This is a genomic window from uncultured Gilvimarinus sp., from assembly GCF_963972205.1.
Lineage (GTDB): Bacteria > Pseudomonadota > Gammaproteobacteria > Pseudomonadales > Cellvibrionaceae > Gilvimarinus > Gilvimarinus japonicus.
The window spans coordinates 670,550-690,407 of record NZ_CAXAUC010000001.1 but is presented as its reverse complement, the minus strand read 5'-3'; the positions used below and the strand labels follow the sequence as shown (position 1 = coordinate 690,407).

13 protein-coding genes are annotated in these 19,858 nt (G+C 49.6%); 5 read left to right on the top strand and 8 right to left on the bottom strand.

Annotated features, from left to right (window positions below; translation table 11 throughout):
• The first annotated feature begins 3 nt into the window (after positions 1-3).
• Together AACY82_RS03000 and AACY82_RS02995 are read left to right on the top strand one after the other, a co-directional pair.
• Entirely contained in the window at positions 4-2,559 is a 2,556-nt protein-coding gene (locus AACY82_RS03000; protein ID WP_339615275.1) for an EAL domain-containing protein, read from the top strand.
• Between the two features lie 798 nt (positions 2,560-3,357).
• Positions 3,358-4,445 (top strand): IS3 family transposase gene (locus AACY82_RS02995; protein ID WP_339615274.1). Its coding sequence is split into 2 segments (ribosomal slippage): positions 3,358-3,610 and positions 3,610-4,445, totalling 1,089 coding nucleotides; the frame shifts between segments, so codons are not numbered across the junction.
• Between the two features lie 364 nt (positions 4,446-4,809).
• Here AACY82_RS02995 and AACY82_RS02990 read toward each other — a convergent pair.
• From AACY82_RS02990 to AACY82_RS02970, 5 genes are all read right to left on the bottom strand, one after another.
• Positions 4,810-5,586 (bottom strand): AraC family transcriptional regulator, encoded by a 777-nt coding sequence (locus AACY82_RS02990; protein ID WP_339615273.1) that lies wholly within the window; start codon positions 5,584-5,586, stop codon positions 4,810-4,812.
• A 4-nt stretch (positions 5,587-5,590) separates the two neighbouring features.
• Positions 5,591-6,118 carry a YbhB/YbcL family Raf kinase inhibitor-like protein gene (locus tag AACY82_RS02985; RefSeq protein WP_339615272.1) on the bottom strand — a complete coding sequence of 176 codons (528 nt, stop codon included), beginning with the start codon at positions 6,116-6,118 and terminating at the stop codon, positions 5,591-5,593.
• Between the two features lie 281 nt (positions 6,119-6,399).
• Positions 6,400-7,308 carry a transporter gene (locus tag AACY82_RS02980; protein ID WP_339615271.1) on the bottom strand — a complete coding sequence of 303 codons (909 nt, stop codon included), beginning with the start codon at positions 7,306-7,308 and terminating at the stop codon, positions 6,400-6,402.
• 327 nt (positions 7,309-7,635) lie between these two features.
• The gene (locus tag AACY82_RS02975) at positions 7,636-9,081 is read right to left on the bottom strand and encodes an exonuclease domain-containing protein (protein ID WP_339615270.1); all 1,446 of its coding nucleotides are present in this window, start codon (positions 9,079-9,081) and stop codon (positions 7,636-7,638) included.
• Positions 9,082-9,529: 448 nt separating this feature from the next.
• On the bottom strand, positions 9,530-9,790 hold the full coding sequence (locus AACY82_RS02970) for a hypothetical protein (RefSeq protein ID WP_339615269.1): 261 nt from the start codon (positions 9,788-9,790) through the stop codon (positions 9,530-9,532).
• Positions 9,791-9,858: 68 nt separating this feature from the next.
• Here AACY82_RS02970 and AACY82_RS02965 point away from each other — a divergent pair, with 68 nt between their 5' ends.
• Both AACY82_RS02965 and AACY82_RS02960 read left to right on the top strand, forming a co-directional pair.
• The gene (locus AACY82_RS02965; protein ID WP_339615268.1) at positions 9,859-11,505 is read left to right on the top strand and encodes a polysaccharide lyase family 7 protein; all 1,647 of its coding nucleotides are present in this window, start codon (positions 9,859-9,861) and stop codon (positions 11,503-11,505) included.
• Between the two features lie 420 nt (positions 11,506-11,925).
• Positions 11,926-12,642, top strand: a complete 717-nt coding sequence (locus tag AACY82_RS02960) for a GntR family transcriptional regulator (protein ID WP_339615267.1) — start codon at positions 11,926-11,928, stop codon at positions 12,640-12,642.
• A 115-nt stretch (positions 12,643-12,757) separates the two neighbouring features.
• Here the strand turns inward: AACY82_RS02960 and AACY82_RS02955 are convergent, their stop codons facing one another.
• The 3 genes from AACY82_RS02955 to AACY82_RS02945 all read right to left on the bottom strand — a co-directional run bounded on the left by AACY82_RS02955 (position 12,758) and on the right by AACY82_RS02945 (position 18,075).
• A complete protein-coding gene (locus AACY82_RS02955; protein ID WP_339615266.1) occupies positions 12,758-15,592 on the bottom strand; it encodes a TonB-dependent receptor in 2,835 nt (944 codons plus the stop codon).
• Positions 15,593-16,089: 497 nt separating this feature from the next.
• Positions 16,090-16,527, bottom strand: a complete 438-nt coding sequence (trxC, locus tag AACY82_RS02950; RefSeq protein ID WP_339615265.1) for a thioredoxin TrxC — start codon at positions 16,525-16,527, stop codon at positions 16,090-16,092.
• A 150-nt stretch (positions 16,528-16,677) separates the two neighbouring features.
• On the bottom strand, positions 16,678-18,075 hold the full coding sequence (locus AACY82_RS02945; protein ID WP_339615264.1) for an alpha-amylase family glycosyl hydrolase: 1,398 nt from the start codon (positions 18,073-18,075) through the stop codon (positions 16,678-16,680).
• A 369-nt stretch (positions 18,076-18,444) separates the two neighbouring features.
• Here AACY82_RS02945 and AACY82_RS02940 point away from each other — a divergent pair, with 369 nt between their 5' ends.
• Positions 18,445-19,842 carry a cellulase family glycosylhydrolase gene (locus tag AACY82_RS02940; RefSeq protein ID WP_339615263.1) on the top strand — a complete coding sequence of 466 codons (1,398 nt, stop codon included), beginning with the start codon at positions 18,445-18,447 and terminating at the stop codon, positions 19,840-19,842.
• Positions 19,843-19,858: the final 16 nt, after the last annotated feature.

Here is a 19,858-nt window from a genome sequence, read left to right as displayed (position 1 = left end):
TATATGGAGCGCAACCTGCTACGCACACTAGGCGATAATACCCATGATTTGATTTACGCCAAGGACCTAAAGGGACGCTTTATTTATGTTAATGCCAAGCTGGCCCATATAGCCGGCATTGCGACTACGGAAGAAATCATCGGTAAGACAGATTTTGATCTGTTTCCTCAGGCATTAGCTCAAGGGTATTACGACGATGACCAAGAGGTGATTCGCACCAATCAGCCTCTTATTGACCGCGAAGAGCTGATGCTTGATGCGGATACCGAGCAAACCCGCTGGCACTCAACGACCAAAATCCCCTTGCACGACGATAACGGCGACGTGATTGGCATTATGGGTATTACCCGCGATATAACCGCCAGAAAGCAGGCTGAGAAAAAGGCTCAGGAGCTTAACCTCGAGCTTGAGCAGCGAGTATTGCAGCGCACGCAAGAATTAGAGGCTATAAGCGATGCCTTAGCCCACGAGCGCAACCTAATGCGTACGCTAGTGGACTTGCTGCCCGATAATATCTTCGCCAAAGATAGCCAGAGTCGGTTTTTGTTGGCCAACCAAGCCATAGCACGCAGTATGGGCACCACCGTCGATGAGCTGCTGGGTAAAAACGATTTTGATTTTTACCCGCAGGAGATGGCTCAAGGCTTTTTTGATGCAGAACAAGCCGTTATTCACAATGGTGAGCCGGTGCATCTAGAAGAGCCTTACATGAACCGTGAAAAGAACCAAATTAGCTGGGTTATGACCAGCAAAGTACCAGTCCGTAACAATAACGGCGAGGTTGTTGGTGTTGTGGGTATCGGCCGCGATATTACCGAGCGCCGCGCTACCGAAAAAGCCCTGCGCGAAGGCGAAGAGCGTTTTCGCAGCTTGACTGAGCTGTCATCAGACTGGTACTGGGAGCAAGATCAAAATCTAGCTTTCGTCAATTTAGCTGACCCAAACGGCAAGTCTGGCTACAGCCGATCCGATGTAGAAGGCAAAACCATCCAACAATTGCCCCACGCTGAGGTACTCAGTGGCGATTGGAGCTCGCACGAAGAGAGCGTTGCCTCGCACTTGCCGTTTCGTGATTTAGAGTTGCAGGTGATGGCCGCTCAAGGTCAGCGCCGCTACCTAACATTAAGCGGATTGCCTATTTTTGACAGCGCTGGCAATTTTGGCGGTTACCGGGGCATTGGCCGCGACATTACTGAGCGCAAAACGGCCGAGGCTCGCACCCACCACCTGGCCACGCACGATAGCCTGACCGACCTGCCCAACCGTACCATGTTTTTCGAGATGCTGGACTTGGCCATTGAGTCTGCCCGCCGTAATCAGCGCAAGCTAGCGGTACTGTTTGTGGATTTGGACCGCTTTAAAAATATCAACGATACACTCGGACACGATGCGGGCGATATTTTGCTTACGGAGATGTCTGCCAGGCTCTCGCAGAGTCTTCGCTCTTGCGATGTGGTGGCTCGTTTAGGTGGTGATGAGTTTGCTATTTTGGTACAGGAGATCAACACGCCGGAGCAAATTGCTACTGTTGCACGCAAAGTGTTGAGCGCGGCGGTAAGCCCAGTAATGGTGTTGGGGCAGGAGTGCCGCGTCACGGCTAGTGTAGGGGTGAGCATTTACCCGGTTGACGCCGAAGACACACAGACCCTGATGAAGAACGCCGACATTGCCATGTATCGCGCCAAAGACGAAGGGAAAAACACCTACCAATTTTACTCGGCTGATATTAAAGCTCGCTCGTTGGAGCGGCTAGTACTGGAAAACAACCTGCGATTAGCCTTGGAGCGGGACGAGTTTTTTTTGCAGTACCAAGCGAAACGCGATCTACAAACTGGCGAAATCGCCGGTGTAGAGGCGCTGGTACGCTGGCAGCACCCCGAGCTCGGAGTGGTACCGCCCAATCAGTTTATTCCGCTGGCCGAAGAAACCGGGTTGATCGTGCTAATTGGCCGCTGGGTGTTACAAACCGCCTGCGCCCAAAGTGTGGCGTGGCAACAGCAAGGCTTTCCGCCTATTTGTATGGCGGTTAATTTATCCGTCAGGCAGTTTTTTGATGAGCACTTAATAGATGACGTTGCCGCGGCATTAAAAGAGTCGGGTATTCGCCCTGAGCTACTGGAAATGGAAATAACCGAAGGCATGGTCATGCAAGATGCCGAGCGAGCCATTCATATTTTGCAGTCCATCAAAAACCTTGGCGTACGCCTCGCTATTGATGATTTTGGCGTTGGCTATTCGTCACTGGCGCAAATCAAACGTTTCCCCATTGACACACTAAAAGTCGACCGCTCGTTTATCCGTGATTTGCCCCAGAATGCAGAGGATCGGGCCATTGCTGAGGCGATAATTGCCATGGGTAGAACCCTTAGCCTAACCGTTATTGCCGAAGGGGTAGAAACCATCGAGCAAGAAAGCTTTTTACGCGACCACGCCTGTGACCAGTCGCAGGGGTTTTATTTTAGTCGTCCGATTTCGTCCGGTGATTTTTCCGAGCTGATGCGTGAGCAAATTGAGCACCCGCGAGATTATCCCGCGAATAAAAGCATTAAGGATGAATAGGGGGTTAAGGCGCTTTTTTACAACTTAACCCTTTTTTATATTTTTCGTGCCCTTTAAATTTCCCTTAATGAGGTGCCGATCTAAGGCTGCAAGAAGTTGAATAAATCTTTTGCAAGGATCGCGCTGGGTGGGTTAAAAACAAGATGCCGGCCCCCATAGTGATGACGCATTCATTTTCCCTCGAAAGAAGGCTGTTGCTTTTTCGCTCGGTAAAGCCCTAGAGTTTTGATGACCAAGATTTGGTCTTCTAAGAGCAGGTATGGTTACAGTTGAGCTGTCAGCGCAGCCTGAGTGTTTTATGTTGTGGTGGCTGGATAATTTACAATGCACAATAACATTGAGGCAGTTTTATGAAGAGTCCTCTGCTTTCATTGAGTTTTTGCTTGGCGGTTTGTGGGGGTTGCACCACCAACGATTTTGCAACAAACCTGTTTTGCGGAAAAGTTCACACCAAAGTTGATGAGAATATGAACAGCTGTGAAGGAAGGGTTGATTCTGTCATTGAGCGAACCAAAGAAAACACCAAGAAACCGGATCCAAGGTCCCATTAAGTGTTGTTAAGAAGAGTGTGACTTGTAGAGTAATGGTTATTACAAATTTATTAATTTCAGGGTGAGTTGATTGCTTTTTTGGCAATCCGCCAGACGGTAGATCAGCAATAAGTTTGATGAACGAAAACGGATATATACCAAATAAGAATGAGCGTTCGATGCACCTTAGTTGAAGTGGTAATCCCCCCAGAAATTAACAGGGGCCAAAAGTAGAATTTTCTCGTATTATTTGCGCAGGAGATTTTGCATGAAAAAATCGAAGTATTCAGATAGCCAGATCATGGCCATTCTTAAACAAGCTGAGGCCGGAACCCCGGTCCCAGAGCTGTGTCGCGAGCACGGCATGAGCTCTGCCACCTTCTACAAGTGGCGCAGCAAGTACGGCGGAATGGACGCTTCTATGATGGCCAGGCTCAAGGAGCTGCAGGAGGAAAACCGGCGTTTAAAGAAGATGTACGCTGAAGAGCGCCTGAAGGCCGAGATTGTCCAGGAAGCGCTTCAAAAAAAGTGGTGAAGCCATCTCGACTCAAAGAGGTGGCGCAGGATGCAGTTAAGCACAAAGGCGCCAGTATACGTGTGGCTTGTGCGGCCGTTGGCATCAGTGATACCTGCTACCGCTATCAGCCCAAACTCAGCAGCGAAAACGCCGAGATTGCCGATTGGTTGATCCGGTTAACCCATAATCAGCGCAACTGGGGTTTTGGGCTCTGTTATCTGTACCTGAGAAACGTCAAGGGCTATGGCTGGAACCACAAGCGTGTTTACCGGATATACAAGGCGTTAGAACTTAATCTGCGCATCAAGCTGAAGAAGCGGCTTGTGAGAGAGAAACCGGAAGCGTTATCGGTGCCCGAGGCTGTGAATGACTGCTGGTCAATGGACTTTATGCACGACCAGCTTGAAGATGGTCGAAGTTACCGGCTATTCAATGTGATTGATGACTTTAATCGTGAAGGCTTGGCGATCGAAGTGGACTTTTCCTTACCGGCAGCGCGGGTAATACGCGCCTTGGATCAGATCATTGAATGGCGCGGCAAGCCCAAGCAGCTACGTTGTGACAACGGTCCCGAGTACATTAGCGGTTTATTGGCAACTTGGGCGGAAAACCGTGGTGTTGAGTTGGAGTTTATCCAGCCCGGCAACCCACAGCAGAATGCTTATATCGAACGCTACAACCGCACAGTTCGCTATGACTGGCTGGGGCAATACCTCTTCAGTTGCATCGAAGAGGTTCAGCAACACGCTACCAACTGGTTGTGGACTTATAACAACGAAAGGCCGAACATGGCCTTGGGTGGCATAACGCCAATACAAAAACTGGCGTTAGCCGCATAGCCTTCTACTTTTAGCTTCGGTTAAAAATGGGGGGATTACAAAGTGACGAGCTAAACTTTAGACAATCTCACAATGCTTTGGCCTACGCATTTTCGATGTCTGAGAAAACGCATAAACCTGAGGAAGTTAACAAGAGGATGGGCGCTCGGTACAGTGACGGGCTTATTTACCCGTAGGGTATTACAAGCTATTTAAATGAGTCTGGCAACCAAGCTCGAAACGGAGTCGAAGTTGGTAATATAAACGTAGACGCGAACTGTCTGGTGTTTAGCATAGGGCGGGTTCAATTTCGCGGTATATCGCCTAATTTATCCACCTCTTACTAGCCGACTCATTGGATACTATGAATCATTAAATTCTACCATCAGAAGGATTTTATTGTCTGCCGGTACTGCGTTGGAGTTACCCCGAATATCTGCTTAAACCGCTCGGAAAAACGCGCTGGGGATTCATAACCGCTAGCGAGCGCGGCTTCTGTAACCGTGCAGCCTTTTTGCATTACGGTTAGGCTGTAACCCATTCGGATATCCGCCAAGATTTGACGAAACGGATAGCCTTCTGTTTTTAAGCGCCGGTGCAGGGTAGCCCGGCTTACGCTCAATGCTTGGGCCGCTTTTTCTAGTGAATGCTCCGCACCTGGTTCGGCCATCAGATATCGGCTAACCCGATCACGCCAGGTCATTTTATTACCGGGAAACAGCAGACTCAGTGCTCCCGTATCGTGCAGTTGTGCCAGCAGGGCCATCGCGAGATGTTGTTGAGTGGCTTCGGCTAGCTGGTGTTCTGTGCCATTAACCAGTGCATCAAAGCAGAAGGTCAAGCTTGCATCGCTAAAAAGGCAAGGGGCTTTTTCTGTGAGGGTTACGTTGGCGAGCCAGTCCGCTGGTGGCTGCACCAAAAATGACAAGGTGACTGACTCGAACCCCGTTGCGCCGGGCTCGTTTACAAAGGTAAGCGACTGGCCTGCGGGGAGGGCAAGCCAGCGCTCTGGTGTAACCTCTACACGCTCACCACGCCACAGTAGCAACTTGGAGCCGCGCAGCACCCGCGCCAGTGTGGGTGCCGGTATATATACGTTGCGCAAAGGCTGTTGCCGCTGTCCTTTATAGTGGCTGACATATACGACGTTACGACTTTCCATAAAGTTAGCGGGCGTAGGTCGCCGTGAGGGTGTCTTTCGCTATTACTGCGTTATTGAGCATGTAGCCGACAATCGCCGCTGGGGTGTCGGCATTCACATCCAATTTATCGGTGTTCAACGCCCACACGGTGAACTGATAGCGGTGCATACCGTGACCAGGAGGCGGGCAAGCTCCGCCGAAGCCGGGCGTACCATAGTCGGTTTCTACTTCCAGCCCCTGCTTCAACTTTCCGGAAACGCCAGTGGGCAGCTCGCTGGTGTTAGCCGGAAGGTTCACCACGAGCCAGTGCCACCAACCACTGCCGGTTGGCGCGTCTGGGTCATAGGCGGTAATGGAGATGCTTTTTGTGCCCTCAGGCAGGTTTAGCCATTTAAGGTGAGGCGAGATATTATCGCCGGCGCAGCCAAAGCCATTAAACTCCTGCGCCTTACTTAGCAGGCGGCCTTCGTGCATATCATTACTACTCAGCTCCAGTGCTTGGGTACTCACGGCAATACCGACCAGCAAAGCAAATAAGCTAAAACGTTTCATCGCTACATCCTTTTTGTTAATGGGTTAATGAGATGAAATCTTACAGGATTGGGCTGAAATAGTACTATCAATTAGTCTCAACATCTTTGAATTTATTTATTTTTTGATACTTTGTGTAAACAGGTCTTGAAGAATATGGGATTCAAAGAGGTTGTTGAGCCGTGAGGTCCGTTCCTAAACTGCTATGAAGATTCGCCCCAATCAATTGAATGGTTAGAGGAAAGAAATTTAGGGGGCAGGGTGTCGGGAGTATTAATGCAACACTCAAACAATCTGAGCAATCACCAAATATACATATAGCTCACGCTAACACTGTCAAAATCGCCGGCGATTTTTGACTCTATGGCGGTGCTGGCGGCGAAACGGATGGCGTGATGCCGGTTAAGGGGGTGCAATAACGTCAGTCCGGCGCGAGAGTTTTGCAGTTCGGCTTGCTCGGCACCTTCGCCGACGGTGGCGGCGCCGCCTTGATACCAGTTGGCGTCTAAAGAGAACCAGGTACCGTTTTTTACCACATGAACTAGGTGAAACTCAGACGAAAGAACAGGCTTTTGAGTACGGGTTTTGCCCTGATAATCGTCGTTATCTTCATAAAACCAGGTGCCGACTTCACCTTCAAACAACCAGCCGTGGCTGATTGGAACAATAAAGCCCAAGGCGGGTTTTACGGCCCAGCGATTGGTTCCGGCGTTAAACAGTCTGTCGCCGTCGTAGTCCCCGGTGGGAATACTAACCAGCAGGCTGGCACCTATTATTGGCTCAGGGTCTGCCACCAGCTCCCGAAACGCTTTGCCATCCATACTGGGGGCGCCCAATAGGTTAATGGCAAAGCGCGCGCGGGCGTCAGCGGATGCGCTGATGGAGCGCTCTCTAAACTCACCGTTAACCATCGCCGAGGCATCGCCTTGTACCAGTGGGTAATTTAATTGCAGGCTGGCAGTGCGATCAAACAAGCCAAAAGTTCGCTGATAGGTCAGTGAAAGGAAGTCCAGAGTGGCCTCGGCGCCTTCTATAGGCACTGAGGCATCGACGAGCACCTCACCTTGCGAGTGCTGATAGCTCATTACCACCACATTGGTACCCGTTGGTGCGGGCCAATAGGCTCTCGGTGCCAACTCTTGTGCCTTGGTTTGGGCCGCCAAAATCGAAATCAGCAGTATAAAAATCACATCCTTGAGAGGGCGCCGCATGGATCAAGCCTGTTGTAAGAGGTCAGTTACAGTATAGCTATGCCTGCAGGAAATTAAATATTTGTTAGCAAAATAAAGCTGACATAAAAACGATCCCTTGACGGCTATATAATAAGTGTCGTTTTGAATGTGGCCGTCAACGCCACTAGATTCCGCTCGCCGAAAATTTGTATACCGCCTGTCGCTCTTGGTAGCAGAGACCCTACGAGCTGGCCGCAGAGCCTGACATGTTTTGGTCCGTGGCTTTGGCGGGCTCATTAACACGATTGATGATTAAGCACTGCGTATAAAGGCTTGCATTACAACTATCAACAATCTTTTTATATGTCATTGCAAAGGGATAAGCGTTAAGTCTTTGCCGGGCTTTAATACGGCTTTAACCAAATAACGATAAATGTCGCGATCGAGCAGCGCCTCGTTATTTGACGTTGCTTTAAGTTGCTCCCAATCCGGCTCTCCTGTGCCATGTGCGGATGCTAACAGACACCAGTTATCGAGCAAAAAGGCTGTGTGTGGCGACTCGTTATCATTCGGATTCTGTTGTTCAACTATTGCCACGGGACCCCGATAAGGCCAAGCTTTTAGGGCCTCGCTGCCTAGTGCATCCATTAACGCTGTGTTGTGTTGCAGTATCGACCAATCGTTAGTACATAAACCTTTGCAGCGCTTTAGTTGCCGGCTCATACAAGGGCCGCGTAAAGGCCCTGGGGTGGTTACTACACAATCACACAGACCAAACGCTTTAGCGGTATTTGTGAGCGTCTCTCGCGCCTTTTTTTGCCCAGCAAACAAGCCATACATTTTACTTGTGCGCGCTGCTGCGTGAACATCGATAATTTCTGGGCGCAGCAAGCCTTGTTGGTCTTCGTGCAGCTGTATGGTATAGAGCGTGCTAAGGCGGCGTAGGCGGCGGTTGTAAAGAGGCTGGTGCGTCTTGATCTGTTGTGACTCAAGTAATAGGGCGCTTAACTCACCAGTGGTGCTGTCGGTTCTAATGTCACGTATTTGCTGACACATGGCCATTGCTTTAGCGCTGGCGCGGTCGGCGTTGAAGTGCGATAAAACACGCGAGCGAATGTTAATGCTCTTACCTACGTATAACAGATTGTTGTTTTCGCCGTAAAAATAGTAAACCCCCGGGCCCGTAGGAAGCTGTTCGATAATCGCAGGGTCGAGTCCCGGCGGCAAACTCGGCCGCCGGGTTTGCGCTTGCACCGCGGTCATAAACGTTTCGCCGGGTTTGTCATCAGCGGCGATACGTAAAAACTGATAGGTGGCGCGCGCATCGGCCAGCGCCCGGTGTCGAGCATCGGTGTTGATACCAAAGCGCTGGATGATGGCCTCAAGCCCGTGGCGTTTATGTTCAGGGTAAAGCGCGTGCGACAGTTTTACTGTGCACAATAATTCAAGCGACAGCGGATAACCTAATTCGGCAAAGGCGTTGCGTATAAATCCGTAGTCAAAACGCACATTGTGCGCGACAAACGTTTTACTTTGCAGGCGTGTAACAATTTCTTTGGCCACTTGCTCAAAACGCGGTGCGCTGGCCACCATCTCGTTAGTGATGCCGGTTAAGCTTTGAATCATCTTAGGTATCGGTACGAGCGGATTAATCAATGTGCTCCATTCACGCACGCCGCGCTCGTCAATTTCGATAATAGCGATTTCGGTAATTCGATCACGGGTAACGTTACCACCTGTCGTTTCGATGTCGACAATGGCCAGCGGGCGATCCAGGCCGGGGAAGGGCGTAGCGATATTATGGTCTGACAAATAGCCTCCGGGAGTGAGTATATTGCGGTATTACATTAGCACGATCACAAGACAGATCGCATGCCCATCGCCTAAGCGGCGCTCCATTTAGTCTTGTAGGCTGCCCTCTGCGCTGCTTAGCCTCTACCGGTAGCAGCAAGTCTGCCATGAGTTCAGAACGCTGTCCGCAGGTGAGCTTGTATTCAAAAAGACAATATCTTTAAGGGCTACAAAACTAAAAAGGTCTTCACATTGGTATACCAAAGTATCTATTTTTTACTGATTGGCTATGAAAATCGTTTTATAGAGCAATAAAATTCGCGGGATATGCTTTTATTGGTGGGTTTTCAGTACGGGGTCACAATATCGGTTGATATATTGGTTTACATATTGGTGGCCTATGATCTATCTTTTGTTCACTGTTTTGGTAAGCCTTGCATGGCTAAAGGTCAGCTCAGCAAACCAAGCATTAGACGCCAGGGTGACGGGCCGAGCTGCGAATGCGCAGAAGCCTTGATGAGCTCTCTGGATCGTCTGCGAATAATAACGTTGCTAAACGCAAAGCCCAACGCCCGCCATCAGGCAGCATTGTGCGAATCTTCTGGCGGGCGGTGTAAGGCGCGTATGTTCGCGAGCAGTAGCGCCCCAAAGGCGTAATGACATGACATAAAACCGATAAATTAAATTCATGCAATACCGCAAATAGCTCTAACTCGACTTTTACATTCACGATTTTTTGCCTCGGCAGATAAATTGCACCGTGTTTTAGCGAGTAGAGACTTTCACTGGAGAACGATGATGAAATGTCTTACAAGTAGTTCTGTTTTTGTCTTAAGTATGTTGGCTGCATCCGCCCACGCGGTCAGTATCGACAACCCAGGCTTTGAAAATAGCTTTGAGGGCTGGGTCGATGACGATCCCTCTGCCATTTCGAGTGATGCTTATTCAGGCAGTAAATCGGCAAAAATCACCGGCAGCGCAGGGCGGGTAGACCAGCAAGTTTCACTCAGTGCCAACACCAGCTATCGCCTTACGGCTTACGTATTGGATAGCGGCACCGTCGGCGTCAACATAAACGGTGCTGTTTTCGATGTGGACTCGGATAGCGAAGACTGGGCAAAAGTAGAGGTAGACTTTAACTCTGGCTCGAACACATCAGCTGAAATATTTGCCAAGTACCACAATGGAACGGGTCGGTTTGATGATTTCTCACTGGTAGAGGTGGGTGGCTCTAACTCCTCTTCGTCCTCATCATCGTCATCAGCGGGAGCAGGAAATTGTAACAATTCAATAAACCTGAACATTGCTGGTGCCAGTGATGATGGCTCCAACGATGGCAATGGCCCTGGCAATGCCATTGACGGCAGTTTGTCTAGCCGCTGGTCTTCGCAGGGTAATGGCAAAGCCATTACGTTAGACCTTGGTGGTTTAAGTACGGTGACAGAGCTGCAAACCGCGTGGTTTAAAGGCGATCAGCGCACCCAAACATTTGATGTGGCTGTGTCAGAAAACGGCAACAACTGGAGTACCGTTTTGTATAACGTTGATTCTCAAGGCAGTGCAAACCTTGAGTCGCTCGCAATTGCTGATGTCGCTGCCCGCTACGTAAGAATTACCGGTTACGGCAATACGGCAAACGCTTGGAACAGCTTGCTTGAGGCGGATGTGTACGGCTGTGGTGATGCCGACACGGGGAGCTCAAGTAGTACCAGCTCGAGCAGCAGTTCTAGCAGCTCCAGCAGTACTGGTGGCTCGGGCAATGATATTCCATCGTCAATTACAGACGGGAGCTTATTTGACTTAGAAGGCGAAGACCCCGATCCATTGGTAAACAGCAGCACTTTACGCTTTGTGCCGCTAGAGGCCCGTGTTACGACTCCAAACGGTAACGGCTGGCGCCACGAGTACAAAATAAAATCCGGTCTCCGGATTGCTATGACAGACACTTACGAGATGTTTGAGGCAGACATTAAAGTGGAAATGTCCGACGGTGGTAAGACAATTGTTGCGCAGCATCATGCCAGCGACACTGGAACTATCATGAAGCTTTATGTGTCCGATTCGTCGGAATCAGGGTTTGATGATAGCGTCGCCGGCAATGGTATATTCGATGTCTACGTACGCTTGCGCAATACCAGTGGCAATGAAGAGAAGTACGCACTGGGAACGATCCAGAGCGGTGACACCTTCGACTTAAGGGTGGTGAACGATTATGGCGATGTACACGTCTATGCGATGGGCAGCTCGTTTGGCATTCCGGTAGAAGACGATTCCGCCTCTTACTTTAAGTTTGGTAATTACCTGCAGCCTCAAGACACTTCAAATAACGAAGACTGTGGCGAGTCTGGTGACTCTGACTCCTTCGAGCAGTGCTTTGAAGAGCTTGGCATTACTGAATCTACGGTTACCATGACCAATGTGAGTTACGAGCGTATTGAAAACTAAGTAAAACCGACGCTTTATTAAATCAGCGTCACGCAGCCCGCTCATACTTTTATGAGCGGGCTTTTTTGCGTTTGTCGTATTTTGGGTGGGGATTGGTTTTGGCTGTTTCAAACACGATAGTACGTGAGTCTCGGCACCGCGCTTGTGCGATGCGCTAGCAATCGCTTGCCTCAGTCTCTGCGGTAGAGTTAAAGCTATTGCACCGGCCATACTCGCTTTATTGCCGTTAGCTGAGACGAGAGGCAAGAAGTACGCCCAACCTACGGCTACCTTCCCCAGCTCCTGCGCGATAGCGTGGGGCCTCTTTTTCGATGTGTTACGCTTTAAATACCATTAAAAAGTTGGAATGGTTGTTAAACATTATATAGATTAGAATAAGTTGTGCCTTTGTCCATCAATAAATACTAAGGATGTATGCTTTTGAGCCCCCGAACCAATAACTATTTAGAGAGAGCGGCCGAGTACGGAAAAAACATCACTTACGATCGTCCGGCCAGCGGGCAGATTTATGGCTTTATTCGGGATGCAATAGTGAGTATGGAGCTTTTGCCAGGGCAGATGATATCGGAAACCGCGCTTGCCGCTAAGTTTGGCGTAAGTCGGACGCCGGTAAGAGAGGCTTTGATCAAACTGGCTAATTTGGGTTTTGTCGATGTGCTACCCCAGCGAGGCACTTATGTTTCTCGGTTTAGTATGGAAAAAATTCTCGAAGCGCGTTTTATTCGCGAAGCTTTAGAGGTATCCGTTGTCAGTTATCTTGCCGAAAATACTTGCGATGATCTGGTGAGCGCCGCTGAGGCGATTATCAGGGAACAAAAAGTTGCGGCAGAGGCCGATAATGCGCTGTTATTTCAACAGTTGGATGATGAGTTTCATCAAATGTTGGCAGGTCATACTGGCCACCAGCGTGTCGCTGAAAAAATAGAAGAAGAAAAAGCCCACATGGACAGGGTGCGCAACTTAAGCTTGCACATGAGCGGGCAATATAAGCGTGTACTTACCCAACACAAAGCCATTGTACGAGCCATTAAAATGGGCAAAAAGGAAGAGGCGATAACGGCTATGAGTGTTCACCTGAGAGAGATATACAAAGTGCTGGCAACGTTACCAAAAGACCACCCAGAGTATTTTCAATAGCCAAACCTTTGATTGTGATAAAAAAACGCCCCGCAGTAGCGGGGCAAAGCAGTAAGCCGTGCCAGGAGAGCACTGTGAGAAACAGAGGGTGCCGGCGAGCGGCACCTTACGTTAGTTAGAAAGAGGCGCGCACACCTAAGGTATAGGTCGTGCCCGGGTAGTAAACATTGTAAGACTGAGAATCCTCTAACACGCCGTCACCGGCAAAGCGCGTAGAAAGCGGCTCGTTGTTCAGGTTGTAGGCGTCAAAGGTTAAGGTTACATCGTTATCTTGCATAACGGGCAAACGGTAGCTGGCCGACACATCCACTTGCGAGCGATCGCGCGTTTCCACATCTTGCCCCCACGAGTTAAACGCTACCGCGCCTTCCTGGTGATACAGGGTTACGCGCGCCTGAAATGCATCGTTTTCGTAGTAGCCGGTTACGTTGTACGAGTCCGCCACACCGGTAATTTCGGCACCTTCGGGCGAGTCGTCCTCGATTTTGTTGGCACTGGCATTAAAGCCCAACCCTTCAATTAGAAAATCCAGTGGCTGAACCCAGATTAATTCAAAGCCTTTCAGGGTGCTGGCCTCGCGAGTGTTTACCCGGGTAATGACTTGCACGGTGCAGTTAGGGCTACAAATTGCTTCTGCCTCTAACTGAGTGGGTGTCAGCTCATTAAGATCAACCCCGTACTGCCCCAGGTTGTCCAGATTTTCTAAAATGGTGTCCTGATACGTAAACCCGGTGATGTCTTTGTTGTAGTAGGTTAAACCAACATAGCCCAACTCACTAAAATACCATTCACCACCAATATCAAAGTTGGTGGATTCAAACGGCGCGAGCCCCGGGTTACCCACACGTACCACATCAATGCCAGAGCCATCCCACTGCGCGCCAGGGAACATATCACTGGGGTTGGCACGGGTCAGGCTGCGTGAAGCACTGGTGCGCAGCTTAACATCATCGGTTAAATCATACACAGCGCTAAAAGAGGGCAGTATACGGTCGTAACTTTCGTTGGTAGCACCGGTTTGGTCTTCGACGTATTGGTCGGTCTTTAACGCACGTACGCCACTGTTGGTACGCAGAATACGGCCGGCGACTTCTGTTTCGGTATTAAACTCTAAATACAGTGCGGTGACTTCTTCGGTGATATCGGTTAGGTTTTGCTGCTCTTCTTGCCACTGGTCAAAACCAATTAGATCCTTCATAGCTGACCAATCAGTAGCACCAAAACTTTGTACGCCGTTCCAACCGTCGATGTTAGAGCCAAAATTAACAGTCCGGATATAGCTCTCAATATTATTGCTGAGTTCAGCTGTCGCCCCTGAGCCCTCAAGGTACTCGGCCATTGTGACAGAGCCGTCGGCATTACCGTCGTACTCCATACCAAACACTGGCAGGAAGGTTTGTCGGGTGGATTCTATTTCATCGTGATGGATACCGAATTTAAAGCCGTTGCGATCGGGATCTTCACCGTACTCAAAATCAACATGAAAACCTTTGGTGCTGGTTTCACGCTCGGTGTGGCTGGCGCGAATCCGGTCTTCCCCGTCATGGGTTGTGTAATTGGCGTAATCACTTGTGCTGCCATAATTAACAGAGGGCACAATGCCATCATTGGCGTACTCAAGCGTAGTCGAGGCGCCAAACATTAAGCCGTAGGGGTTGTAACGAGAAAACTCCGAGTCGGTAAAGCTGGCCGATGCCGCCATCGAAAAGCTGTCGGATATTTGCCAGTCGACACTGGGCATAATACTGGTAAAGGTGGTTTCTTCGTCGTAATCCTGCGAGCCAATCCAGGGCGACGTGCCATAAAAAGTGCCTGAAACCACTTGGTTTTTACTGTCCAGTTGAATATCAGAGGGGATCGGCTGATACACATAGTTGCGACGATAAAAGTGAGATATTTCATCCCGGGTGTATTCGTTGGCTGTGTCGGCACTCAAAAAGTCTAACGCCGCCGTAATATCGTCGTTGGGTGTGTACTCTAAAGACACCAACGCCGAGACGCTGTCTTTCTTGCCATTGGTTGACACCATGCGCCCGATGTAAGGCAGCTGCATCGCGTCAAACGTTGACTGCTGACCACTAATATCGATGACATCACCGGCATTAACGCCCGGATGGGCAGCGGCGTAGTCGGCCGACGCAATATTGGAGTAACGTAATCCGTCGCCACTGCCATCGGCGCAGGCATTGCTACCCGGCTCACCCAGACAAGCGCCTTGCAAGACATTGCCGATAACTTCATAACCGTCAACACCATGGTCATTCGATTGCGCCACCACGCTCGCTAACACCCCGAACGTCTCATTAGAGAAACTGTAGGTGAGTGAGCCTTTGGGGTTGGTTGAACTGGTCGCTTCTTTATAAATGCCGTCCACACCTACATTGAGTGTGTGGCCTTCGCCTAAGTCTGACGGACGCAGTGTTTTCATATTTACGTAGCCCGACACACCGCCTTCAATTTGTTTCGCCGTCGCCGTTTTATTAACGGTTAGGCTTTTAAACAACTCGGGCGGAAAGATATCCAAACTTACCTGACGACCATCGCTACCGTTTTGATTCATATCACCCATAGAGGCAACCGACATGGAGTTGCCGTTTAATACCACCTTGGTAAAAGAGGGGCCCAAGCCGCGAACGGATATTTGCTGGCCTTCACCGGTCACCTCGCGGTTGATATTTACACCGGGAATACGGCTTAAGGATTCTGCCAGGTTTTGGCTTGGCATTTTACCAATGTCGTCCGAGAACACCTCGTCCGAGAAACCAACCGAATTCCGTTTTGCCATGGTCGAATTTAAAAGGCTGCCGCGATAGCCTGTAATAACCACCTCTTCAATAGCGGCGCCGTTTTCAGGTACGTCGGTATTTTGTGCCATGGCGGTGGTCGAGCTGGCAATCAGAAGGCTTAGCAGTCCGAGTTTTGAATGCTTAAACTGTGGTTTGTTAGGCATGAACCCAATCCTCTTGTCATTAATAAATTATTGTTATCACCTGTTCTAGCTTTTTGTAGGTGCTGCGGTCATCTTGGCCACTAGTATACAAGTTGTAGCTTGGGGTGATATTAGCCCTGGAAAATCTTTGTGTCAAATGGACTATAAGAAAAAGTGTGACGCAATCGGGCACGTAAGCAGGCTGTTTGTCGACTAATTGATGCTTTGCGAAGTAATGCGCCACTCTAAGGTCCGCGCTAGTCCGCCGCACAGCACAAATTTACTGTAGGCATTAGGTCACAGTGCGCACCAAGAAGCGCGCACGAGTGGCCGCGCCAGAATTGCGTTGAACGTAAAAGAGGGTTTTGTTAGTCGCTGTTGGCGGCCATGTGTAAAGTAATGGTCATGCTAGGTAGGCAAATGCGGGGCGGTGCGGCAGCCGTCGATTTGCCCCAGATAAAATGGCAAACAGTGTTTTAAGCTGCTCCTGTTGGGCCTCTTGTGTTGTTCAAGTGGGCTTAGGGGTTAAGCGCGCCATTCAGCCATTGCAAGAACTGAGGGTAGGGTAGAGCGCCCGCCTGTTGCGCAATGGCTTGACCATCGTGAAAAACCATTAACGTGGGGATGCTACGAATACCAAATTGGGCGGATGTTTGTTGTGCCAACTCGGTGTTTATTTTGATGAATCTCGCAATTGGCTCTAAGCCGCTCGCCGCGCGGGCAAAAGCGGGGGCAAAGGTTTTGCAGGGGCCGCACCATTCGGCCCAAAAGTCTACCACGAGGGGTAGTTGCTCATTGTGAAGCCAGCGGCTGAACTGTGCATCATCGGCCGCTATTGGTTGCGCTGCGAACAAGGAATTGCGGCACTTGCCACGCTTTGGACCGTCATTAAGGCGGGTCTCGTCGACACGGTTGGCGGTTAAGCAGTGCGAGCATAACGTTTGGATGATTGCCATAATGGCCCCCTAAAAAATAATGTTACGAGTATATCAAGAATTACCTTTTAGGTCGCAAGGACTATATTTGCCTATTGGCTTTAAGCTTACAGGCAAAAAAGCCGCACCTTAAAAGGTACGGCCTTGGGTTTTACTTTGGTGGTAGCGAGTTTATTGCAGCAACACTCTGTAGCCCCAGGGTTCAATATCGAGCGTGCTATTCGTTTCTAATTTAACAGTATTGCCGCTGGAGAAATCTTGATATTGGCCGGTAAACAATTGCTCGTCAAAATCAACTGTGACTGGCATGTCTGAAAAGTTGAATACACCAAAGACTTTATCTTTATCATTTTGCCTAACAAAGCTAAATACCTTATCTGGTATAGAGTTTGGTACTTTAATCATGGTTGCACCCCAGTGGCCATTCCAGAGTGCGGTGTTGTCTTTCTTTAACGCAAATAAACGTTGGTACAACTCGCCCATTGGGTCTTTTTTCCACTGGATTGGGTCGCGTTTGAAAAACTCTAAACGCTTATTGTTACCGGCTTCTTGGCCGTTGTATATCAGCGGCATTCCCTCGCCGATCACAGATAGAACGGCTACCGACTCTAAAGCCTCACCAAACAACTCTCGGTCAGTACCATCCCAAGAGTTTTTGTCATGGTTGGTGACAAACGTCATGCGGTAGCTGTCTTTAGGGTAAAATTTTTCGTTCCAGGCGTAGTAGCCGGCCAGCTCACCTAGGCTCGCTTTGCCCTTGGCAAGATCGTGCATGATCTCCCACCAAGACCACGCATAAGAAGCATCAAAGGCGTGTTCGTGCATATCACGAGACTCCCACTCGGCCAACATAAATACGGGTTTTATCTGGCGCAACTCTGCACTTACATTGTTCCAGAAGTCGAGGGGAACAAAGCCCGCAGCATCACATCGATAGCCATCAATACCTACCTCTTTAACCCAATACTTTAGTGCCGAGCTCATGTACTGGCGTAGTTCGGGAGAGCGGTAATCAAGGTCGATAATGTCGAACCAATCAAACCAAGGAGTCGGGTGGACGTCACCTTTGTAATCTTTTGCGTACCATTCGGGATGCTCTTGCCGAATAACATTGTCCCACGCGGTATGATTTGCCACCCAGTCAATAATGACGTACATGCCAAGCTGGTGTGCTTCGTCAACAAAATATTTAAAGTCCGTCAGCGTGCCAAATTCAGGATTTACCGCAAAGTAATCTTTAACCGCGTAGGGACTACCTAGCTCACCTTTACGGTTTTGCTGGCCAATAGGGTGAATCGGCATCAGCCAGATAATGTCAGTGCCCAGTGCTTTAACACGGGGCAGCTCTTTTGCCGCCGCGCGAAATGTACCCTCTTGCGTGAACTGACGCGTGTTAATCTGATAAATACTGGCATTTTTGGTCCAGTCTTGGTGTTCAAATTTAATATAGGGTTGGGGCTGGTAACGGCTAAGATCTTGATTGCTAGTGTGCGGCAATGGCGCACTGCAGCCGTTAAGGACAAGCACTGCAGCCAAGACTGTGCAGGAGAAAAGCTGGAAACATTTCATAATCGTACGTCTTTATTAGAGTGTTAACGATGAGATCCGACAGGGCGAGTTTATCGTTAATCTATTTTAAGTTCGTAATGAATACGTATGTAAATGGAGGGCGCTAGGGTGAGGTGACAGCGTGTGTGTTTGTCGGTACATAGTGCTGCCCCCTTAAGGTAGCGTGATTCTTTTGTGGTTTTCAGTCTAAACTTGTAACCGGATACACATGGTAGACCTGAGGTAAGCGGTATTGCGCACGCCATAAATAGCGATATTTAAGTGCATTCCCGTTTTATGAGGTAGTTCTACACATTGTAAAGAAAATGCAGTAGACTAAAAATGTAACCGGTTGCAAAATCTAATAAAAGACAATATCGGAGTCATCATATGCTTAAATTTCATCGCTACCTCAAACGCATAATGGCCGCAATGGCGGCCGCAGCTCTGTGCAGCTCCGCCTACGCGGGGTTTTATACCGATGGCGCCACCTTAAAAGATGGCAATGGCAACCCCTTTGTTATGCGCGGGGTTAATGTTCCTCACGCATGGTTTAGCAGCCAAACCAGCCAATCGCTGGCCGATATATCCGCCACAGGTGCAAACTCTGTGCGCGTCGTGTTATCCAGCGGCTCTCGCTGGAGCCGCACGAGTGCCAGCGACGTGCAAGCTATTATTGATACCTGCAAAGCCAACAATTTAATCGCGGTGTTGGAAGTGCATGATACAACCGGTTACGGCGAACAGGCCGGAGCCCAAACACTTTCTGGTGCCGTTGACTACTGGCTGGATATTGCCAGCGTCCTACAGGGCGAGGAAGATTATGTCATTATTAACATTGGCAACGAGCCGTTTGGTAATGGTGCCAGTGCGTCTGAGTGGATCAACGGCCACGCTAACGCCATTAATCGCCTGCGCAGTGCTGGCTTAACTCACACGTTGATGGTGGATGCGCCAAACTGGGGGCAGGATTGGCAAGGGTTAATGCGCGCTAATGCCCCAGCGGTACTCAGTGCAGACGTCGATAACAACGTGGTTTTTAGCGTCCACATGTATCAGGTGTATGACACCGCCAACAAGGTACAAAGCTATATCAATGGATTCGTGAGCGATGGTTTACCACTAGTCGTCGGGGAGTTTGCCGCTGATCACTTTGCAGAAGACGTGGCCGAAGGCGCTATTTTACAAGCCGCACAAAATGCCGGAGTGGGCTATTTAGGTTGGTCGTGGTCAGGCAATAGCAGTGATCTTGCCTCGCTCGATATCGTGGAAAACTTTAACCCGAGCAATTTAACAAGCTGGGGACAAACACTCATCAATGGCGCCAATGGTATAGCGGCCACATCGGCGACGGCCAGCGTGTACAGCGGTGGTGATAGTAACAATGGTGGCAACAGCAATGGTGGTAATGCGAGTTGCGGGACGCAAGATGGCAACCCAATTTGTTGCGATGTTAACTCCGACCCTGACGGCGATGGCTGGGGCTGGGAAAACAATCAAAGCTGCGTAGTAACAAATAGCAGCAATAACAGTAATAACAACCCCGCCTGCGGTACGCAAGATGGCACACCCATCTGCTGTGACGCGAATTCTGATCCTGACGGTGACGGCTGGGGTTGGGAGAACGAGCAATCATGCATTGCCGTTAGCACTGGCGATAATAGTAGCAGTGGTGGCAGTTGTGACTGGCACGGTTCGATTTATCCCGTGTGTCAAAATACGTCGTCTGGTTGGGGTTGGGAGAGTGATCAAAGCTGCATTTCACAAATGACGTGCGACTCGCAATAGTGAGTTAACATGAGTT